15 protein-coding genes are annotated in these 20516 nt (G+C 57.8%); 7 read left to right on the top strand and 8 right to left on the bottom strand.

The window, feature by feature from the left end:
• Nucleotides 1-5 precede the first annotated feature (5 nt).
• The 6 genes from HWX07_RS16745 (at nucleotide 6) to HWX07_RS16770 (ending at nucleotide 9694) form a co-directional block, all read left to right on the top strand.
• The gene (locus HWX07_RS16745; RefSeq protein WP_175876996.1) at nucleotides 6-770 is read left to right on the top strand and encodes a flagellar motor protein; all 765 of its coding nucleotides are present in this window, start codon (nucleotides 6-8) and stop codon (nucleotides 768-770) included.
• Between the two features lie 74 nt (nucleotides 771-844).
• Complete coding sequence (locus HWX07_RS16750) at nucleotides 845-1516, top strand: OmpA family protein (protein WP_175876997.1); 672 nt, start codon at nucleotides 845-847, stop codon at nucleotides 1514-1516.
• A 178-nt stretch (nucleotides 1517-1694) separates the two neighbouring features.
• The gene (locus tag HWX07_RS16755) at nucleotides 1695-3557 is read left to right on the top strand and encodes a methyl-accepting chemotaxis protein (RefSeq protein ID WP_175876998.1); all 1863 of its coding nucleotides are present in this window, start codon (nucleotides 1695-1697) and stop codon (nucleotides 3555-3557) included.
• Between the two features lie 256 nt (nucleotides 3558-3813).
• Entirely contained in the window at nucleotides 3814-6276 is a 2463-nt protein-coding gene (locus HWX07_RS16760; protein ID WP_175876999.1) for an AAA family ATPase, read from the top strand.
• On the top strand, nucleotides 6273-7046 hold the full coding sequence (locus HWX07_RS16765) for a hypothetical protein (protein ID WP_175877000.1): 774 nt from the start codon (nucleotides 6273-6275) through the stop codon (nucleotides 7044-7046). The genes HWX07_RS16760 and HWX07_RS16765 overlap by 4 nt, the downstream gene beginning before the upstream one ends.
• 776 nt (nucleotides 7047-7822) lie before the next feature.
• A complete protein-coding gene (locus tag HWX07_RS16770; protein WP_175877001.1) occupies nucleotides 7823-9694 on the top strand; it encodes an ATP-binding protein in 1872 nt (623 codons plus the stop codon).
• A gap of 376 nt (nucleotides 9695-10070) precedes the next feature.
• Here the strand turns inward: HWX07_RS16770 and HWX07_RS16775 are convergent, their stop codons facing one another.
• A complete protein-coding gene (locus tag HWX07_RS16775) occupies nucleotides 10071-11279 on the bottom strand; it encodes a hypothetical protein (RefSeq protein WP_175877002.1) in 1209 nt (402 codons plus the stop codon).
• 688 nt (nucleotides 11280-11967) lie between these two features.
• Here HWX07_RS16775 and HWX07_RS16780 point away from each other — a divergent pair.
• Entirely contained in the window at nucleotides 11968-12264 is a 297-nt protein-coding gene (locus tag HWX07_RS16780) for a hypothetical protein (RefSeq protein WP_175877003.1), read from the top strand.
• Nucleotides 12265-12465: 201 nt separating this feature from the next.
• Here the strand turns inward: HWX07_RS16780 and HWX07_RS16785 are convergent, their stop codons facing one another.
• The 7 genes from HWX07_RS16785 to HWX07_RS16815 form a co-directional block, all read right to left on the bottom strand.
• Nucleotides 12466-13707 carry an amidohydrolase family protein gene (locus HWX07_RS16785; protein WP_175877004.1) on the bottom strand — a complete coding sequence of 414 codons (1242 nt, stop codon included), beginning with the start codon at nucleotides 13705-13707 and terminating at the stop codon, nucleotides 12466-12468.
• Nucleotides 13708-13720: 13 nt separating this feature from the next.
• Nucleotides 13721-15037, bottom strand: a complete 1317-nt coding sequence (locus HWX07_RS16790) for an MFS transporter (protein WP_023474996.1) — start codon at nucleotides 15035-15037, stop codon at nucleotides 13721-13723.
• A gap of 139 nt (nucleotides 15038-15176) precedes the next feature.
• Nucleotides 15177-16088 carry a LysR substrate-binding domain-containing protein gene (locus HWX07_RS16795; protein WP_074804052.1) on the bottom strand — a complete coding sequence of 304 codons (912 nt, stop codon included), beginning with the start codon at nucleotides 16086-16088 and terminating at the stop codon, nucleotides 15177-15179.
• 246 nt (nucleotides 16089-16334) lie between these two features.
• Entirely contained in the window at nucleotides 16335-17201 is an 867-nt protein-coding gene (locus tag HWX07_RS16800) for an alpha/beta fold hydrolase (protein WP_175877005.1), read from the bottom strand.
• Nucleotides 17202-17215: 14 nt separating this feature from the next.
• Nucleotides 17216-18469 carry a 3-(3-hydroxy-phenyl)propionate transporter MhpT gene (mhpT, locus tag HWX07_RS16805; RefSeq protein WP_175877006.1) on the bottom strand — a complete coding sequence of 418 codons (1254 nt, stop codon included), beginning with the start codon at nucleotides 18467-18469 and terminating at the stop codon, nucleotides 17216-17218.
• Nucleotides 18470-18527: 58 nt separating this feature from the next.
• Nucleotides 18528-19550, bottom strand: a complete 1023-nt coding sequence (gene dmpG / locus HWX07_RS16810; RefSeq protein ID WP_347879189.1) for a 4-hydroxy-2-oxovalerate aldolase — start codon at nucleotides 19548-19550, stop codon at nucleotides 18528-18530.
• Between the two features lie 15 nt (nucleotides 19551-19565).
• Entirely contained in the window at nucleotides 19566-20513 is a 948-nt protein-coding gene (locus tag HWX07_RS16815) for an acetaldehyde dehydrogenase (acetylating) (RefSeq protein ID WP_175877008.1), read from the bottom strand.
• Between the last annotated feature and the right edge of the window lie 3 nt (nucleotides 20514-20516).

Genomic DNA, 20516 nt, shown 5'->3' on the forward strand with positions numbered 1-20516 from the left:
CGCATATGGATCTGTTGACCCTGGTCGGTGTGGTGCTGGGTGGCGCGGCGATCGTGTTCGGGTTCGCGCTGGAAGGCGGGCACTTCTCGATGCTGTTCCAGTTCGAGGCGCTCGTGATCGTGCTCGGCGGCACGCTCGGCGCGGTGATGATCCAGAACACGTGGGCGCGCTTCTTCGATGCGGTGAAGCAGTTGCGGCTCGCGTTCGTGCGGGCCCGCGAAGTCGATCGCAAGAACCTGTCCGACCTGCTCGAATGGGGCGACCGCGCGAAGCTCGACGGGCTGCTCGCGTTTGAATCGATGGATGTGAGCGGGATTCATCCGTTTGCGCGGCGCGGGCTCGAACTGCTGGCGAACGGTGTATCGACCGCGGTGCTCGAAGATGCGTTGCAGCGCGAACTCGATGCGTACGAACGCAGCCGCCTCGCCGCCGTGCGCGTGTGGCAGCAGGCCGGCGGCTATGCGCCGACTTTCGGCATTCTTGGGTCGGTGCTCGGGCTCGTGCAGGTGACGAGCCATATTCTGGAGCCGGCACAACTCGGGCCGGGTATCGCGGTGGCGTTCGTCGCGACACTGTACGGGCTCGCGTTCGCGAACCTCGTGTTCCTGCCGCTGTACGGCAAGCTGCGCGCACAGATCGACAGCGAGATGCGGTTCCGCAAGCTGTATCTCGATGGATTGCTCGCGATTTCGCGCAAGGAGTCGCCGCATACGATCGAGACTCGGTTGACCGGCGATGTGCGCGGGCGGGCGGCGGAAACGCTGGCGTGATGTTCGTGCGCTTTGTGCTTGCGTGTGTCTGCACCTGCATCTGTACCGTTTGACGAACCCGGATTCCCGACAGCATGACTGCTCGAACTGACGGCGCATCCACTGCCGATCGCGACGATGACGAACTCGAAGGCGCGCAGTCGGGGCGCTGGTTGATTTCGTACGCGGATCTCATCACGACGCTGATGGTGCTGTTTCTCGCGCTGTATGTGCTGCAGCTCGCGAAATACAACGCGCTCGATGCGCGGTATCAGACGCTTGCGCGGCAGGCTGGGGGTGCTGCGACTGCTTCCGTCGATGCCGCCAAGTCCGATCCTGCGCCACCGTGGCTCGCGTTGCTCGATTCGTTGAAGTCGAATGGACGCATTTCACTGGTGAAGGCGCCACACGGCGTCGAGATCGGCATCGACGCGAAGATACTGTTCAACGTCGGCGATGCACGCTTGCTGCCCGATTCGTCGCCGGTGCTGAACCAGATCGCGCAGGCACTGAGCGAGCATGCGACGGGCGACATTCTCGTCGAAGGCCACACGGACAGCGTGCCGATCTCGAACGCGAAATACGAATCGAACTGGGAGCTTTCGTCGGCGCGCGCGGGGAGTGTGGTGCGCTACTTGACCGAGCGCGGCGTCGCGCCGCATCGGCTGGCGGCGATCGGGCGGGCCGATACGCAGCCGCTCGTCGCGGGGGATGATGCGGCTTCAAGGGCAAGGAACCGGCGCGTCACGATCTTCGTTGCGTATTGATCCGCGCTTTGTACTTTGTGTTTGCGTTGGTCCCGCACATATAGGCGGCTGCGTATGCCCGCCGCTCAACAACATAACGAATCTCGAATGATCGCTATCTGAAAGCAGCGATGCGATTCTGCGCCCGCCTGCCGATAACCCAATCTGGCTCAGACCGAGCGGTTATCGAGGGTTCCCCATGCATTTCTGGCGCAAGCTTTCCATTCAGAACAAGCTGATTCTCAGCATGACGAGTTGTCTGCTCGTGTTCGTCGCGATTTCGAGCGGGCTCAGCGTCCGTCTGATCGGCAACGCGGTGCGCGATCGCGTCGTCCGCGAAGAGCTGCCGACCGCCGTCAACGGCATTCGCGCCGACGTGCAGCGCCAGATGGCCGGCCCGATCGCCGCGTCGCGCATTCTGGCGCGCGATGCGTTTCTGCTGCAATGGGAAGCCGACGGCGAACCCGATGCCGGCGCGCGCAACTGGATTCAGCTCGCGAAGAACGTGAAGGACGAGCAGAAGGCCGCTTCCGTGCAGTGGGTGTCGGTGAAGAGCGGCAACTACTACAACGAAGCCGGCTTGCAGCGGAAGGTGACCGACAAGGATCAGTGGCTGACCAGTTTCCTGTCGTCCGGCAAGGCGTACGACGTGAACATGGATCGCGAGGTGACCGTCGGCGGCTACATGATGTTCATCAACAGCCGCGTGGAAATCGACGGTGTGCCGATCGGCGCGGCGTGCATGAGCCTGTCCGTCGATGCGCTCGCGAAGGGAATCTCGGCTTACCGGATCGGCGAGACCGGGTTTGCGTACCTCGTGCGTCCCGACGGCGCGATCATGATGCATCGCGATACGTCGCTGATCGACGGCAAGCATTTTCTGAAGGACGAGCCGGGCCTGCCGGGGGATGCGTCGTCGACGCTGCTTGCGGGCAAGCCGTATGCGTATCTCAGCTATGAGGGCGATGGCGGCGCGCGCTTCATCGCGACGTCGTTCATTCCGGAACTGAATGCGTATGTGGTCGTTCAGGTGCCGCAGGCCGAACTGCTCGGGCCGGTGACGCGTGCGATTCGGAGCGCGGCGCTGGTGGCGGCGGTGGTGGGGCTTGGGGTTGCATTGTTCGTGATCTGGCTGGTGGGGCGCGCGATTGCTGCGCCGATTCGTCGGGCGGCGACGCTGCTGTCGGAGATCGCCAGCGGTCAGGGCGATTTGACGCGCCGCATGACGGTCGAGAGCGAGGACGAGATCGGGCAGCTGTCGGATGCGTTCAATCGGTTCGTGTCGTCGCTGTCGACGCTGGTTCATCGGATTCGGGCGGCTTCGGCTTCGATTGCGACCGGGTCGGCGCAGATTGCTTCGGGGAATGCCGATCTGAGCGAACGCACCGAAGGGCAGTCGAGCAACCTGGAGCGTACGGCTTCGTCAATGGAAGAGATCACGGCCGTGGTGCGGAATAACACCGAGACGGCGACTACTGCGGCGAAGATGATCAACGGCGCGGCGGATACGGCGGCGCGGGGTGGGCAGGTGGTGGGCGAGGTCGTGACGACGATGGAGCAGATCAGTAACGCTTCGCAACGGATTTCCGAGATCATCGTGATGATCGACAGTATCTCGTTTCAGACGAATATTCTGGCGCTGAATGCTGCGGTGGAAGCGGCGCGGGCGGGGGAGCAGGGGCGCGGATTTGCTGTTGTCGCTTCGGAGGTGCGGAATTTGGCGCAGCGTAGTGCGCAGGCGGCGAAGGAGATTAAATCGCTGATCGAGCACAGCGCGGGGACGGTGAGTGCCGGGTCGCGGCTCGTTAGTGAGGCGGGGAAGGTGATGAGTGATGTTGTCTCGCAGGTTCAAGGCGTTAGCGCGATGATGAGCGAGATTGCGGAGGCTAGCCTGGAGCAGAGTGCCGGGATCGATCAGATTGGGGATGCGGTGCAGTCTTTGGATCAGATGACGCAGCAGAACGCGGCTTTGGTCGAGGAAAGCGCAGCGGCGGCGGAGAGTTTGAAGCAGCAGGCGGCGGAATTGACCAAGCTGGTTTCGGCTTTTAAGGTGGATGAGTAAGGAGTGGTTTGGGGTTTGGAGTTGGGTGTTTCTGAGGGCGGCTGCCGTGGGATTGCGGTAGCCGCTTTTGCTTGTCGGCGCCGGATTTGGCGGCGTTTATAGAAATGAAACGCATTTCCAGATTGAATGTTGGGGCGAGTGTCGTTGGATCGCCGAATGTGATTTAGCTTAAAATCGAGTAGTGATCGATGTCTCGATGGATCGAAATCAGACTTAAGAAGCATAATCGCTGCTAGAGTTTTCCGAGGAAGTAAGAATGATTGACGAGCGAGTCGTACAGACGGCTAAGTTCTGGGAGAAACTACGTCTATTGCGTGGTCGCACTGGGCTACGAGAAGATGAGTTCGAACAATTCGCGCTAATGGTGCTAGGGTTGGTTTGCGTGACGCGGTCGCCTGATCTTTGGCCAGATCCGAGGGCCAACCAGATACGGTATAACTTTGATGTCTTGATGACAGCGGCAAAGCGCAGGGAAGAACGTCATTTTCAACACGAATGGACCGACGTTTGCAATTCACTAGCTAGCGTCGTGCGTTCAGTCAGTCAAGCCGACACTCGGCTCGAGGTCGGGTCTCTCGATGATTTTTGCGACATCATCGAGCTAATCGACAGCTTTGAGAGCGCTTGGAGCCCCGGATGGAATTTTATACTGGGCTGCTTTGACGAAGTATTCCATCGAGTTGTCGGTCGTCTAACGGCGAGTGGGTACCGGAGTGGTGACACGGCGGCAGCTTTGGCTGCGCACCTTTCTGCAGGCTTCGATCATATTTCGGAGTATTTCTCAGTCACAGGCGAGTTTGCTGTGCTGCGAAAGTCTGTTCTCGGTGTAGCGACGACCGCACGTATTGCTGCGATTGATCGCCTGAACTTCATTGTTGACCTTCGGCTTTACTTGTACGGCATTGATGTGGAGGATCGACCTCCGAAGCAAGATGATTTTTCGTCCTTCGGCGCTAGTCGTTTTCTGTTGGTTGATCACCCGCGCCGAAATGCTACCGTGAGGCGTCCACATTCACCGCTGTGGACTGATCACCAGACTTCACTTGAGGCCCTGGAACACCTCCTTCAGCGCGGTTCAAATATCGACCTGAGCCTGATCGTGGTTCCCGGGACTGACCGATCGGCCGGGGGATGGCGAAAGGAGATGCGAGAGCATCTCGTGCGCAGTGACCGACTGCTCGCGGTGATCGACTTGCCGGCGGAGCGCAGCGGTGCTTCGCGCAAGCAGGTATCTGCTTGGCTCCTGTCGGACGGGCCGCGGCCTAGCGACGATGTGCTGATGGTAGACGCGAAGGGGCTCGCCAGCAGAGGTGAGCTTAGCGAGGTTGGCCTTCTGATGGAATTTGTAGCGGCCATCGTGTCACTCGGTGCACCAGACGGTCGGCTTTCTCGGGACTTCGCAGGACAGAGCCGTTCCAGCTCAGATGTGGAAGCGATGCTGTATGCCTACTTCAAGGATGGGTATCGGGACGTGGAGGGTGTCTGCCGGCGGGTACGAGCCGAAGAACTCGTTGCGAACGACTACAAGCTCGCGGCGTCCGTCTATCTTGAAAGCGCAGGGAGGCGCAAGACGTTCATGCCGTTGCTCAACAGTGAACCCGTGCTTAAGGCGCTGTGGCAGGAACATGATCGTGGCACACGCATTTACATTATCGGGAACAACGGCGAGGGCAAGAGCATTCTGCTCGGAGATTTGGCAGAACGCCTGGTGGAGCTGGGTCGACGCGTCGTTGGCATCTCGTTCGGATTGACTGACAGGTTTCCTTTTGAGCGTCCCAAGAACGATGAGCAGCCCTTCATCTATGTTGGGGCGCGTACCTCGGAGCGAGGTATCGCGCTTGGCCGCACTTCAGCCGACGTTGATCGTATGGTGCGCGAAATTCACACAAGTGCTAAACGGCTCGACGTTTTCAATGCGGTTGTGAGGCACCTTGGTTTCGGTGAGCGTCGATATTTGGTGCCAGTCGATTTGAAAAGTTCGCTCGACGACGATCGAACCCGCTACGCCGAACTGCTGCAACTCACGGAGAGTGCTGATGACAACGCACACATCCTTCAGTCCGCGATTTCCAATGGATACGTGCTGGGTCTCATGCGGCAGGAGTCGCAGAATTCCATCACAACCTTCGACGAGTTGAGCTCGGGCGAACAGCAGTTGTTGACCCTCGCGCTAAAACTCACGGCCTACTCTGGCGATAACACGGTGATACTGGTTGATGAACCGGAATTGAGTCTTCACGTGAGTTGGCAGCGCGCCATCCCCGTGATGCTGAAAATTGTCGGTTCTAGCTTCGGTTGCTCAATCGTCGTAGCGACGCACTCGCCTGTTATCGTTGCCAGCGCGATCCATCCCGACGACCAGTGCTTTGTCGCCCGTCGGCATATGCTGACGGAACTTAGTTTGCGCCAGCGTAGGTCGGTCGAAACAGCACTATTCGACGGATTTCGGACCTACACGGCGAACAATCGACAAGTGCACGAGCGGTGCGCTGCAATGGTATCGGAAGCTATCCAACGTCTCAATGTCCAGTCGCCAGCGCAGGATGGAGATATTGCAGCCGTAGAATCGCTGCGCGAGGAGTTGGAACGGATGGAGCGGATCATTCGGCTGGCTGACTCTGCGCACTTATCGCATGCCCAGGAGGATCTTGAGTTGGTTGCTCGCACCCGTGCAGCCATCGATGAACTTGCTGCGATCGAGCGAGGAAACGCCGCATGAGTTGGTTCAAGGGGATATATCCATCGCCGGCCGAGATGAGTCAAGAGGTTAAGCTGTACCTAGGCGTTGCGCACAGAACCAAGAAGCATATCTCGCGCACACAGGTGCTGCTTCGCTATCTTTGGATACATTCACGCCGCCGCCCGTATGCTGACGTGTGGCCCACACTGGATGCAATGTCCGATGTCACTGAGCGTGGGACTATCACGGGGGCAGCCATCAAATCTGCCTTCAGGCGTAGGCTGTTGGAGTTGCAGAGTGGGAGATGTTGCTATTGCCGCCGATGGCTGATCAGTACAGCGTACGCCAAACCTATCGAGCACATTTTGCCGCGTCGGCACTATCCGCAGTTCTCTATCGAATTCTGGAATCTGGCGGTGGCCTGTAGTGACTGCAACGGTGCCAAGACCGATGATGTATGGGGCGCGATATCGACGGTGAGGCGTCGCTATCCGAGAGCCTGGGAGTTCAGTGAGGCGTTTCACCCCCGCTTTCATCGATACGATGATCATATCCGCTTCGTGAGGCTGGAGACCAATCTAAGCGCAGTAGTCGTGTTTACCGGGCTAACTGCTCAGGGAAGGCATCTGTGTCGATCCTTACTGCATCGTATTGCCGCTAAAGAGACCTTGGTCGAGAATAACCCCGCCTTAGCGTCCGCGATGGATCAGATTCGCAGTTTCGAGTCGAAGGTCGAAGGTTTGCGCCTGACGCGGCTCAATGAATTCCGTGCGGCACTTGATCAAAGCATAGTGCGTCTGCTTGAGTAGTGCCAACCAGTCATACTTTTCTATCGTCGCTTCGGATGTACGGAATCTTGCGCAGCGCAATCGGTGAGGAAGGTCAAGGAGTTGATTAAACATGAAGCATAGAGAGCGAATACACGATGGCCGCTGGCCAGCGAGGCTGGGAATGTTATGAGTGGCGTTGGCCCACAGGTTCAGGGTGTTAGCGCGATGATGAGCGAGAGTGCAGAGCTCGCGTGGAGCAGAGTGCGGGGATGGGTCAGATTGGCGACGCGGTGCAGCCGCTCGATCAAATTCGCGGTTTGGTATTGAGGGACGGCGGCCGTGGGGTCGCGGCCGCCGTTTTTTATATGTCGATTCGGGATTCGGAGACGCTTGTCAAAGGAAACACATTTCGAGAGTAAAGGCTGGAGCAGATATGGTACAGCTCGTCGTCATTGCCGCGGTGAGCGTGAAAGGTTTTTGCGCAGGCGGGGGTAACATACAGAGCATTGTTCCTGATGACGGGATGACGGACGGACCGGATGTGTTGTTCACTAGTTCGGATGATGGGGAGGTCGCTGTCATTCTTTGAGAATCGCTGTAAGTTTAACTGGGGAATCTTAGCCAGGATCTTTTGGGAGTCTCCCGCTGCGGCCCTTGCGATGCTAGATGCGCCGGCAGTAAAGTATGCTTTCAGTCAAATTTCAAATAAGGGGGGGCGAGAGCGGCAATGTGATTCGTTTCGAATGGATGGAGATTGGATTGCGCGTAGCCCCATGGGCAGTTGGCCAAAGTTTATTGTCATAAACGGATAAAAAGTGAAACCATCGATTGAATTTAAGCATGTCCTCGGGGAATTGTCGGTAAATAGAAATGATCCGTGTGAAGTCATACGGGAGCTTATCTCCAATTCTTATGACGCGAACGCGAAGAATTTGTTCTATGCCGCTTTGCAAGATACGAATGGATTTATATTTTTCGATGATGGGGAGGGGCTTAGCACTGAAAAGAAGATAAATGGAATAACTCCGTGGGAAGCATTTTTTTCGATTGGAAAATCCACGAAAAAGAAGGGTGATGCGATTGGTTACAAGTGTCAGGGTTCGAAATTATGCTTCGCGTGTGCAAGAATCTTTGTGGCATCTAAGATATCAAAAAAATCCAATCAATGGAATTACAAGATTGTAGAAAATCCTAGAAACAATCTTGATGTGGATTACGATATCGATCCAACTAAAACATCTGATATATCGGAGGAGATTCGGGGCTTCATAGGGACCGTATCATCGGCTACATCTAAGGCGCTGGAGGCACTTGAGAAATTTACGGCGTCGCCAGAAACGGGAACTGGAACTCTTATAATAATTGGAGGTCTTGATACTGAAAACTTCGGCAAATATTTCACCATGAATACAAAGGCTCCGGAATCTTACTTGTATAATTACATTAGATTCTATACGCGCCATGGTGATATTCGGAAGATAACTTCTGATCAAGGCTTTACTGCTAATCAAATCGCGCAGATTGCGCAACCGGCGGCAGCCAATTTTAGTGTTTTCTCCAATAAAAAGCTCTTCTCGATTCCATTTGGTTATCCCTATCTTGATACGATGGATGCGGATGTTAATGTTAAGACTCCGTCCCAGGTTTCGAGACTTCGAGATGGTCGATTTTTTAGTCGATCAGCTAAATCATTTTCGGTTGGTGGTAATAAATACTCGATTGTGTTTTCGGTCGATGGAAATCGTCGAGCACACGAGGAATACGCTAATCTCGCAAGAAAGGGGCAGAGCAAGTCCGGTATTAAATTGAGTGATCATCGCGGGGTATTTGTATCGGTAAAGGGGATAAAGATATGCAAATATCTGGATCTTCTGTTGTCGCTGGAGGATTACTCGATTCTCTCCGAAGGGGATAGTCCGAGTCATTATGCTATCATCATCGATGGCGATTTTGATCTGGTCACAAATAGAAATGCATTAAGCAAGAAAGCTTACGATACGCTGTCTGATCCGGAATTTATTAAGAAAGTAAAGGAATTTCTGGATGCGCAAAGGACGAAGGATAAGATATTTTCCGAATTGGTCTCTCGGCTTAGAAGGGAAAGTTCTGAAAATCTTCTGAATGAACAAATAGAAATTTTAAATGAGTCGAGAAATAATCTAAAGCGCCGCGAGCGATTTAGAATCGAAGACCTTTCCGGGAGGCGCCATTTATTCTTGTCTCCACTCCCGGGTGAGGAGTATTTGGTTGGGGTGCTCTATGCGATGCTGGGTTATTTTGTTCCCGTGGATTCTGATTATCGGGAATATTGGAGGCAAATTATAACCTTCTCGACGCAAGGTATCGATAGTTTGGCTTATATTGATCCTGACTCAAGTAACCCATTGAAGGCTGAAAATATTCAGGCGGTGGAGTATAAGTACGAATTTAATAATTTCGGTCCGTTCAATCATGCGCTTGCTGTTGTTGATTATATAGTTGCATGGGAGGTGAACGTTGATGTGAATAATCCCGTTCGGGATTCGTTCACTTGTTTTGGTAAGATTAGGGAGACAGATATTCCATTTGTGTGGGAAATTCACGATATTGAAAACGATGAAGGCGGCGAGTACCCGGCAGTGGTTCGAGTGATTGAGCTTAAGGAACTTATACACCAAACCTTCGACACGGATTTCAAATCTCCCTGAATCCGGAGGCGGAGGAAGCTACGCGCTTGAATTGGTGATTTTGCTAGATCGAGTATGGGCAACGGCACAGAACACGTGCCGTTCGTCGAAAAAGCTGGCGCTGGTTAGCTTCTGAGGTTGATCGTTAAGGTGATGCTGATTCTAATGTCCAGTGCTGAGAGGGGGGGATGGTCGGTGGGAGATCCTTAGCTCGAGTGATTTTAGAATCAGCTCTCAATCGAGAAGCTCATAACCGGTTTGCGGCATTAGTCCAGACCGGAAGCGGATGCCCTCCATTACGGTCACTTCAATATATTTCGCGGTAAAACCTCGTTGAAGCAGCCGAGTTATCTTAAAGTTGTCATGGATCAGATCAAGAATAGAAGGGGAACTTGCTTTACTTGACTTGCCTAACCATTTCGACAATATCCTTAAGCCCACACCCCTGCACCAAGAATTCTTGTAGGAAATAGGATCTTGTAAAATAAGCATCCAAGACAGTGTAGAGGGAGAAAGTTCCGTCATCAAGTACTAATGGGAGTTTGGAGCGATCAACTTTGAAGGTCTTAATTCTTTTCTTTGCACCGGCTCTTTGATTATAGTCCTCGAGTCTTCGGTCAAATTCTTCATAGCTATAGAATAAATATTCGTGATCGATGTGGGATATTTTTACTCTTCCGTCATCAATTACGTATTCCAGGTGAATCATTTGAGTGACAACGCAGTCGTCAAGAACTTCAGGGCTTTCAAGGATTTCTTCAAATTCAACGCTATTTCCATTCGAAAAAACCCAAACCGAATCGCCGCAGCCAATTTCGTGGAATTTGTAAATCGCATCGGACAAGAATAACTTATCTTCTGAAACTAACCGAGAGTAAATTATATCCTGCACGACATGTGGGAAATTATCTTGGAAAATATTCTGAATTTTAGGGGCAACCGGGATTTGATATGTTCCCAAGAGAATAGATATGCGCTGATCTGATTCAATGGGATTTTGGGATCTTGCCAATAATGCCAAATCCTGGACATGGCCCCTCTCTTTGGAGTCGACCAACATTTGAAGGAGCGCCTCTTGCATTTCAACAATGAATTGGAGATTATTCTTTTTGTCGATTATTCTCGATGGTAGTGCCACAAATATTTCAGAGTCATCATCTACGGAATAGAGGTCATATTTTCTAAATTGCTGATCGTGTTTTGTGATATTGATGTCAATATTTTTATAATATTTATATATTAAATTTTCCTTGTATTCTGTGCGACTGTATTTTTTATCGATATCTGATTGCTGCGAAAGATTTTCGTATGCAATCCCAAGGAGATGGGCGTAAAAATAATTCCTTTTGCTTTGATTTTCGGAGGGAGTTTTGATTTCCGGAAGAATTGCGCTGTGGAATACGGAATTTGCATCCTCCTCTAGCATTTTAAGTGATAAGTTTTCAATAATCTTTTCTTTGTGTTCGATTAGTGCTATTTCTCTGTCTTGTTCAATTATTCCGTTATTTAAATTGGCGTAGTGATTTTCAATTTCTGTGGAAATTTTATTTTTTTGAAATTCGACAAGATCCTTTCCGAATTCGCCAGCATCCAAGAGCTGGGCCACGCTTGGTAAAATCGTGGTGAATAATAATTAATCACTGTCTATGAAACATTGACCAATAGGGGAAAATTTGCCGACTTCAGAGTAATCTCCCGATAGAGCTTTGCGTAAATTTAGATTCTGTGAATTATTTAAATTGCCGAGAAAATCGCTGATCAACTCGGATGGGCTCTTTGGGGACATTGGGTGGCTCGTTTGGGTATTTAAATGCTTGGTGGTCGGCCATCTGGTGCTGGCTGGATGTAGTCAGTGCCGCTCAGGATAGCAGTTTGTCAATCTGCAAACTCACGGATTCTCATGCTAAGTCGCGGCGCCGAGTTGAAGCCGCTGGTGGAAGCGGCTTCCCGGAAATCAGAACTCATCTGATGGTCAGTGTCAGTCAGTTTGGACTAATACAACTTAGTGTCTCGCGTTACCCTCTCGTCCCTCTACCAAACGGCTTGCTCCCCCAATTACCCCATTTCTGAGATGCCAGCCCGGCTACACTGGTCATGAAGCGTTGCTTCTCGCCATCGGAAGTTGACCGCAGTTCCCTCCGCCCCGATGGTCGAAAGAAAGCCGTCTTGTCCAACAAGACCCAGCGAAGAGGGGAGAAAGAAGGGGAAACCCAAGGCAACAAAGAAGCGCGGGCCGCATGGGCGGCAACCCATACGACCCGCTGACCACCACCAACTCACCCAAGGAGTCGGAAATGGCTGACGCCAATACTAAGCCACGTCATAGAAAGAACAAACCCGTCAACATGCAAAAGACGTTTGAGCTGGTCCTGCGCAACTACCCGGACCTTCCCAAGCGTGGCTGGCCGTACCTGCCGTGGATGAAGGCGATCGATATCAATTTCAATATCTTCGGCTTCAAGCCGCGCGACCGCGTGTACCTGAGGGTTAGGGATGTCGACCGATCGATCACGATCACGCCGGACTACAGCCAGTTGGCGCTGCGAGAGCAGCCGTACAACGATCCTGACCGGGGACCGTCGCCGCTCTAACGCCTGCAAGGGCCGCTTGATGCGGCTCTAACCGGTGGAGCGCAAGCGTTTCCGGAACGCAATTGAAAGCCGGGGCGACACCGCCCCGGCCATTGCCGCGAACGCCGCGACCCGCACCCAAAGCGACCTTCAACAACTGTCACGACCGTAAGGTCCTTGAGGCCGTACCGTGCCCGCCGAGATTAGCCGTATGGATTCAAGTCAACGACCGCCAGCCCGCCGCTTCACAACCGCCCCCCGCTGCAACACATACTCGACCTTCGCACCTTCATCGGCCACAACCCCGATATCCTCAAGCGGATTGCCATCCAGCACGACGAGATCGGCGATCGCCCCCACCGCAACGACCCCAAGCTCCCCCGTCATATTCACAATCTCCGCCGCCACCGTCGTCGCCGACCTAAGCGCCTCCAAATTCCCGAGCACTTCCGCCCGAATCCGAAACTCCCCAGACTGAAACGCGTGCATTTCTCCGAGCAGATCCGACCCGAACCCCATCTTCACGCCGGCTTTCGCATAGATCTCAAGCGACTCGCGTCCTTTCTGCTGCACGGAAGCGACTTTCGCCACCGAGTCGGCCGGCATCCCAAACTCCGCCCCATGTTTAGCCAACGCGTCATAAGTCACCAGCGTAGGCACCACAAACGCCCCCCGCTCATGCATGAGCGTCGCCGCCGCCTCATCTACCAGATTCCCATGCTCGATCGTCCGCACGCCGCATCTCACAGCCCGTGCAATCGCCCGCCCCGTATACGCATGCGCCATCACATAAGTATTCGCGGCCTCAGCCTCATCGACGATCGCCCGAATCTCGTCCTCCGAATACTGCGTGTTCGCAATCGGATCGGTCGGCGAAGCCACGCCGCCTGACGCCATGATCTTGATCTGCGTCGCGCCTTTCTGAATCTCTTCACGCACGGCGAGCCGCACGCCTTCAACACCATCGACCACCCGCGCAATCGCCCCCGTCCTGAAACAGCAGGAGCACGGCTCCAGCACATCGCCACGAGGCCGGAAATCCCCATGCCCGCCGGTCTGCGACAACGCTTTCCCCGACGGAAAAATCCGCGGCCCCGGAATCAGACCTGTCTCAACGGCCTGCATCAAACTCCAATCCGCGCCCCCCGCATCCCGCACACTGGTAAACCCCCGCGCCAACATCGCATCGAGAATCGGCAGCGACCGAATCGCCGCGAGAATATTTGGCTGCGTCGCATTCGCGCCCAGGTTCGCATTCGACGCCAGCACATGCACATGGCAATCGATGAACCCCGGCATCACGGTCTTGCCGCGCACGTCGATCACCTGCGCATTCGGCAAATCCACCGGCCGATCGGTGACTTCGACGATCCGCTCGCCTTCGATCACGACATGATGATATTCGAGCAACACGCCTCGTTCGAGGTCGAGCACGTTGCCACCTTGAAGCACGGTAATGGTCATGGGAGAAATATCCTTATCGAGTCGTTGCGGCCGCACGCTTCGCATCCTTCACGAAGCGCGTGCCGACGAAACTGACGGCCGCCGCGAGCATCACGTAGAACGCGGGCGCCATGTTGCTGCCGGTGCGGGCGATGAGCCACGTGATCAGGAACGGCGCGAACCCGCCGAAGATCGTCACCGCGAAGTTGTACGCAACGGATAACCCGGTCGACAGCACCTTGGTCGGAAACAGCTCCGCGAACGCCGCGAGAATCGGCCCGGTGTAAGTGGCGATCAGCACGCCGAACACGGCCTGGAACACGATCAGTGACGCGAACCCGGGCGCATGGTTGATCCACGAGAACATCGGCCACGCGAGCACGAGGATCGCGAGCGCCGAGCCGGAGAGAAACACGCGGCGTCCCCACGCGTCGGCGAGTCGCCCGACGATCGGCGAGCAGCACATGATCATCAGCCCGCCGACCATGCCGGCCGTGAAGCCGGTCGATTGCGGCAGATGCAGCGTGCGTACGGAATAGGTCGGCATGTAGAACAGCAGCACGTAGGTGCAGACGGTCCACAGGATCACCATCGAGAAACTCGCGAACGTCTCGCGCGGGTAGGTGTGCAGCACTTCCTTCAGCGGCGAGCTTTCCTTCGCCTGCGATTCGACGGCGCTGAACGCGGGCGTCTCGTCGATATGGCTGCGAATGAAGTAACCGACCGGCCCGACGATGATCCCGAGCAGGAACGGCAGCCGCCAGCCCCAGCTATGCAGCGCCTGCGTGTCGAGCGACGTCGTGACGAACGTGCCGGTCGCCGCACCGAGCAGCACCGCGAAGCCGATGCTCGACTGGATCCAGCTCGAGTAATACGCGCGCTTCTCCGGCGGCGCGTATTCGGTGAGGAACGCGGTGGCGCCGCCCATTTCGCCGCCGGCCGAGAAGCCTTGCAGCAGCCGCGCGACGACGATCATCAGCGGCGCGGCGATGCCGGCCTGTTCGTAGGTCGGCGCGATCCCGATCAGCGCGGTGCCGGCCGCCATCAGCAGGATCGTGAGCGACAGCGCGGCCTTGCGTCCGACCTTGTCGGCATAGACGCCGAGCACGATGCCGCCCACCGGCCGCATGAAGAAGCCCACGCCGAACGTCGCGACGGTGAGCAGCACGGACGTGAGTTCGTTGCCGGTCGGGAAGAACAGCTTCGCGATGATCACCGCGAAGAAGCTATAGACGGTGAAGTCGAACCATTCGAGGCCGTTGCCGATCACGGTCGCGACGATGGCGCGGCGGCGCTGTTGCACCGCCGCATCGACGGAAGGCGCGGCGCGCGGGGAAAGCGTTCCTTGCATGGTCTCTTCCTTTGTCAGAAGTCCGGAGACGGGACGGCTGCCCCGCGTGAATCCCATGCTAAGGACAGCCGGATTTTTTTCTGAAACGAAAGATTCGCATGCCTGCATGCGCTGCACGCATGCGTCGCGCGCGGGGCAGTCAGGCCCCGGTTTGCTGCTCTGCCTGTTCGAACAGCCAGCGGGTGAACAGGCGGGCGGCCTGGTTCTGCGCGCGGTCGTTCGGCGAGATCACGTAATAGCCGCCGCCGTGGCTCGCGGACGCTTCCGTCACGCGCACGAGCAGGCCGGCTTCTATGCATGCGTCGATCATGTAGCGCCAGCCGAGCGACACGCCCTGACCGAGAATCGTCATCTGCACGATCTGCGGATAGGAGTTGATCGTGATGTCCTGCGGCTGCGCCTTCTGCCGGTCGACGTCGTTCATGTCGAACCATTCGGACCACGACATCCATTGGCGCTGGCCGTCTTCGAGGCGCAGCAGCGTTTCGTTCGCGAGATCGGCCGCATCGAGCGTGCGGCCGGCCAGATAGCCGGGCGCGCAGACGGGGAACACTTCCTCGTCGAACAGCCGGCGCGCGGTGTATTCGGCCGGCGCCTGCTGGCGCACGTAGTAGACGCCGACGTCGAATTCCGCGGGCGACATCGACGCAAGGCCGTCGCGCACGATCAGGCGCAGCTTGATGTTGGGATACGCGGCGCGAAAACTCGGTAGCCGCGGCGTGAGCCACAGCACCGCGACACCGGACGAGCACGCGATCGTCAGTTCGAGATCGCCGTACGGTTTCATCACGTCGTGCGTGGCTTCCGCGCATTGCGTGAGCAGATGGTGGACCTGCGCCGCATATTGCTCGCCGGCGATCGTCAGCCGTAGCGAACGGTGCTCGCGCACGAACAGCGAGCGGCCGAGGAATTCCTCGAGCTGCTGGATCTGGCGGCTGATCGCGCTTTGGGTCAGGTGCAGTTCGGCGGCGGCTTTCGTGAAACTCGCGTGCCGCACGGCGGCTTCGAACGCGACGAGGCACTGCAGGGGCGGGAGAGGCGTGATGCGCATGGCGGGGAGGGAATCAGAGAGGGCGCTGCCTCCATGATACGGGGGACTCGACGGAAATCGCACTCCGTGAAGGGGCAGTGGATTCACCCCCATTCATGCGAAGATTCAGCGAAACGACGCTGACACGGGACCCATCTCGTTCGTACGGCGCCAGCCTCCCGTCGACGGCCGTTTTCGAGGCACAGACGCCACCCGCCGGAAGGATGGCGAAGGCAGACTAAACGGCCTCCGCCGATGCCCCCGTCGTTATTGGCGCAGGAACGCCAGCACCATCCGGTTGAATCGCTCCGCGTGCTCCCATTGCGCCCAGTGCCCGCAGCGCCCGAACACATGCAGATCGGCGTTCGGTAGACCCCACACGAGCCGCAGTCCGACATCCATCGGCACGAAACGGTCATCGCGCCCCCAAATCACGAGCGCGGGCGCCTTGATCTCGTTCAGCCGGTGACCGTAGTCCGGAAATTGCTTCGGATTGGCCGCCAGACTCTTCACGAAGTTCTCGAGATGATCGCGCCGCGCGAGCATGTTATCGAGCCGCGTCTGCATCAGCTCTTCCGTCATCGTGCTCGCATCGTAGACGAACACGTTCAGCATCTTCTTCAGGTTCTCGAGCGTCGGGTCGCGATACAGCCCTTGGAGCAGCTTGATGCCTTCCGTCGGCATCGGCACGAACTGGCTCGGGCCGCCCGTGCCGCCGCCCATCAGCACGAGCTTGCCGACGCGCTCCGGATTCGACAGCGCGAACGCCACCGCGCTATGCCCGCCCATCGAGTTACCGACGAGATGCGCGCGCTCGATGCCGAGCGTATCCAGCACACCCTTCAGCACGCGCGCGTTCAGGTCGGAGCGCGAGCCGGTGCAGACGATCGAATCGCTCTTGCCCCAGCCGGGACAGTCGACGAGGATCACGCGATAGCCCGCATTCGCGAACGCGTCCACATTGCGATGGAAGTTGGCCCAGCCGCTCGCGCCGGGACCGGAGCCGTGCAGCAACACCAGCGTTTCCGTGCCCGCGCCGGTGTCGTTGTAGTGCACACGCAGTTCCGTGCCGCCTTCCAGCACGTTCACGAACTTGCTGGTCGCGGCCTCTGTATGAATCACGGTGTCAGTCATGTCGATGTCCTTCGTCAGATCGATTCGGTTCCAAGGGTATGCGAGCCGTTGATCGACTCGCGCGGAGATTTCGCGACCACGGCGAGCGCGCCGAGCGCCGCGATCACGATGAGCGGAATGCTCGAGATCACGAGCATCGACGCGCTCTGGCCCAACGCCAGCAGTTGCCCGGCGATCAGCGGGCCGACCATTGAACCCACACGGCCGACGGCCACTGCCGCGCCAACGCCCGTGCCCCGTACGCGCGTCGGATACGTTGCCCCGGCGAGCGCATACAGCACCGACTGCGTGCCGACGAGAAACAGGCCCGCCAGCAGGCCACCCCATGCCATCGACACGCTGCCCGCGGCGCTGGCGAGCGTCAGTAGCGAAATCGCGATGCCCGCATACATGCCGATCACGACCGGCCGCTTGCCGATGCGATCCATCAGCCCCGCGATCACGATCGCGCCGACGCCGCCGCCGACGTTGAACATCATCTGAACAATGCCCGCCTGTACCGGCGTGAGGCCGCGCGAGAGCACCATCGAGGGCAGCCAGTTCATCAGGAAGTACAGCACGATCAGCGTTCCCAGGTAGCTGATCCACAGCGCGAGGGTCATCGCCGCGCGCCCGTCGCTGAAGAGCGCGCGGACGATGCCGTCCTTCGACTCGCCGTTCGCACGCCGGCTTGCCGCGACGAAGTGCGCCGACTCCTTCAGGAAAAGCGCCAGCAGCGGCAAGGTCAGCAGCGGCCCGATTCCGCCGACATAGAAGATGTGCCGCCAGCCCTCGGCCCCCGGGCTGACGATGCCGATCACTGCCGCGAGCGCTGCGCCGAACGGCATGCCGCAGTACATCGCCCCCACCGCCGTGCTGCGTTGCCCGGGCGCCGCCGCTTCCGCGCACAGCGCAATCAGGTTCGGCATCGCCGCGCCGAGACCGAGGCCGGTGAGAAAGCGCGCGACGAGCAGGCTCTGCAGATCCCACACCGCGGTCGTTGCGATCGAAAATATCCCGAACAGCGCGACCGACATCATCAGCACGCGCTTGCGGCCGATGCGATCGGCGAGCCTGCCGCCAATCGCCGCGCCCGGCAACAGGCCGAGCGCGCCGATGCCGAATGCCCAGCCGAGCTGCGCGACCGCGAGATGAAACTCGTGGGCCATGCGCGGCGCGGCGATGCCGGTCGATTGCAGGTCGAGCCCTTCGAGGAGCGCGACCGCGAGGCACAGGCCGATGGTGAGGGCGCCGCCTGTGCGTTGGGGGGAAGCCGTTGACGTTTTCATCGATGTCTCCAGGTAGAACGATGCCGCGCTCTTCGTGGCGCGTGGCATGACGGATGGTTCACGCGCGTGCTTCGCGCTTCTTCAGATCGAGTGCGACGTCGACGATCATGTCTTCCTGGCCGCCGACCATTCGGCGCTTGCCCAGCTCGACGAGAATGTCGACGGCTTTCAGCCCGTATTTCTTCGCCGCGATTTCGGAATGCCGCAGGAAACTCGAATACACGCCCGCATAGCCGAGCGCGAGCGTTTCGCGGTCCACGCGCACCGGTCGGTCCTGCAGCGGGCGCACGAGATCGTCGGCCGCATCGAGCAGGCGATAGAGATCGGTGCCGTGATGCCAGCCGAGGCGCTCGGCCGCCGCGATGAACACCTCGAGCGGCGCATTGCCCGCTCCCGCGCCCATGCCCGCCAGACTCGCATCGACGCGGTCGCAGCCTTCCTCGACCGCAACGATCGAGTTGGCTACGCCGAGGCTCAGGTTGTGATGAGCATGCATGCCCGTCTGGGTCTCGGGGCGAAGCACCGCCTTGAGCGCCCTGAAGCGCGCACGGATGTCGTTCATGTTCATCGCGCCGCCGGAATCGACCACGTACACGCAGGTCGCGCCGTAGCTTTCCATCTTCTTCGCTTCGATCGCGAGCTTGTCCGGCGTGGTCATGTGGCTCATCATCAGAAAGCCGACGGTGTCCATGCCGAGGCTGCGCGCATAGTCGATGTGCTGCTTCGAAATGTCCGCTTCCGTGCAATGGGTCGCGACACGGACGACACGCGCGCCCGCGTCGTATGCGGCCTTCAGATCGTGAATCGTGCCGATGCCGGGCAGCAGCAGCGTCGCGATCGTCGCGTGCTTCACCACGTCGGCAACCGCCTCGATCCACTCCAGATCGCTGTGTGCGCCGAATCCATAGTTGAAGCTCGAACCCTGCAGGCCATCGCCATGCGCGACCTCGATGCTGTCGACCTTCGCGTCGTCCAGCGCGCGGGCGATGTCCTGCACGTTCTGAATCGAATACTGATGACGGATCGCGTGCATGCCGTCGCGCAGCGTCACATCGGAGATATAGAGTTTCTTGTCCATGATCGAGTGCTCCTTGCTTCAGGCGTTCGCCAGCGACGCGGCCATGCGCTCGGCCGTTGCCAGCGCGGCGGAAGTCATGATGTCGAGATTGCCCGCGTAGGCCGGCAGATAATGGGCCGCGCCTTCCACCTCGATGAAGATCGAGGTCTTGAGCCCGCTGAAATGGCCGAGTCCGGGGATATGCAACGGCGCAGCGGCGGGGATGTCGTCGAACTGCACGGATTGCTTCAGGCGATAGCCGGGCACGTAGGCCTGGACCGCGGCGGCCATCCTTTCGACGGACGCCTCGATCAGCGCCTGGTCTACGGCTTCGGACAGCACATAGACCGTGTCGCGCATCATGAGCGGCGGCTCGGCCGGATTGAGCACGATGATCGCCTTGCCCTTGCCGGCGCCCCCGACCGCTTCAATCGCCTTCGACGTCGTCTCCGTGAACTCGTCGATATTGGCGCGCGTGCCGGGCCCCGCCGACTTGCTGCTGATCGATGCGACGATTTCCGCGTAATGGACCTTGGCGACCCGCGACACCGCGGCCACCATCGGGATCGTCGCCTGTCCGCCGCACGTGACCATGTTCACGTTCGGCGCATCGAGATGCGCGTCGAGGTTCACCACCGGCACGCAGTACGGGCCGATTGCAGCGGGTGTCAGATCGATCACGCGAATGCCGGGCTTGTGTGCGCGCAGGAACGCGTCGTTCTTCACATGTGCGCCGGCGGACGTCGCATCGAACACGAAGTCGATCTCGTCGAACACCGGCAAACGCACCAGCCCCTCGACGCCTTCATGCGTCGTCGCCACGCCAAGCCTCGCGGCACGCGCGAGGCCGTCCGAGGCCGGATCGATACCGACCATCGCCGCGACTTCGAGATGCGTGCCGCGACGCATGATCTTGATCATCAGATCGGTGCCGATGTTGCCGGATCCGATGATCGCGGCCTTGCATTTCGTGTTGTCTGTTGCCATGGG

Source organism: Burkholderia sp. BCC0097, from assembly GCF_902832985.1.
GTDB lineage: Bacteria > Pseudomonadota > Gammaproteobacteria > Burkholderiales > Burkholderiaceae > Burkholderia > Burkholderia orbicola.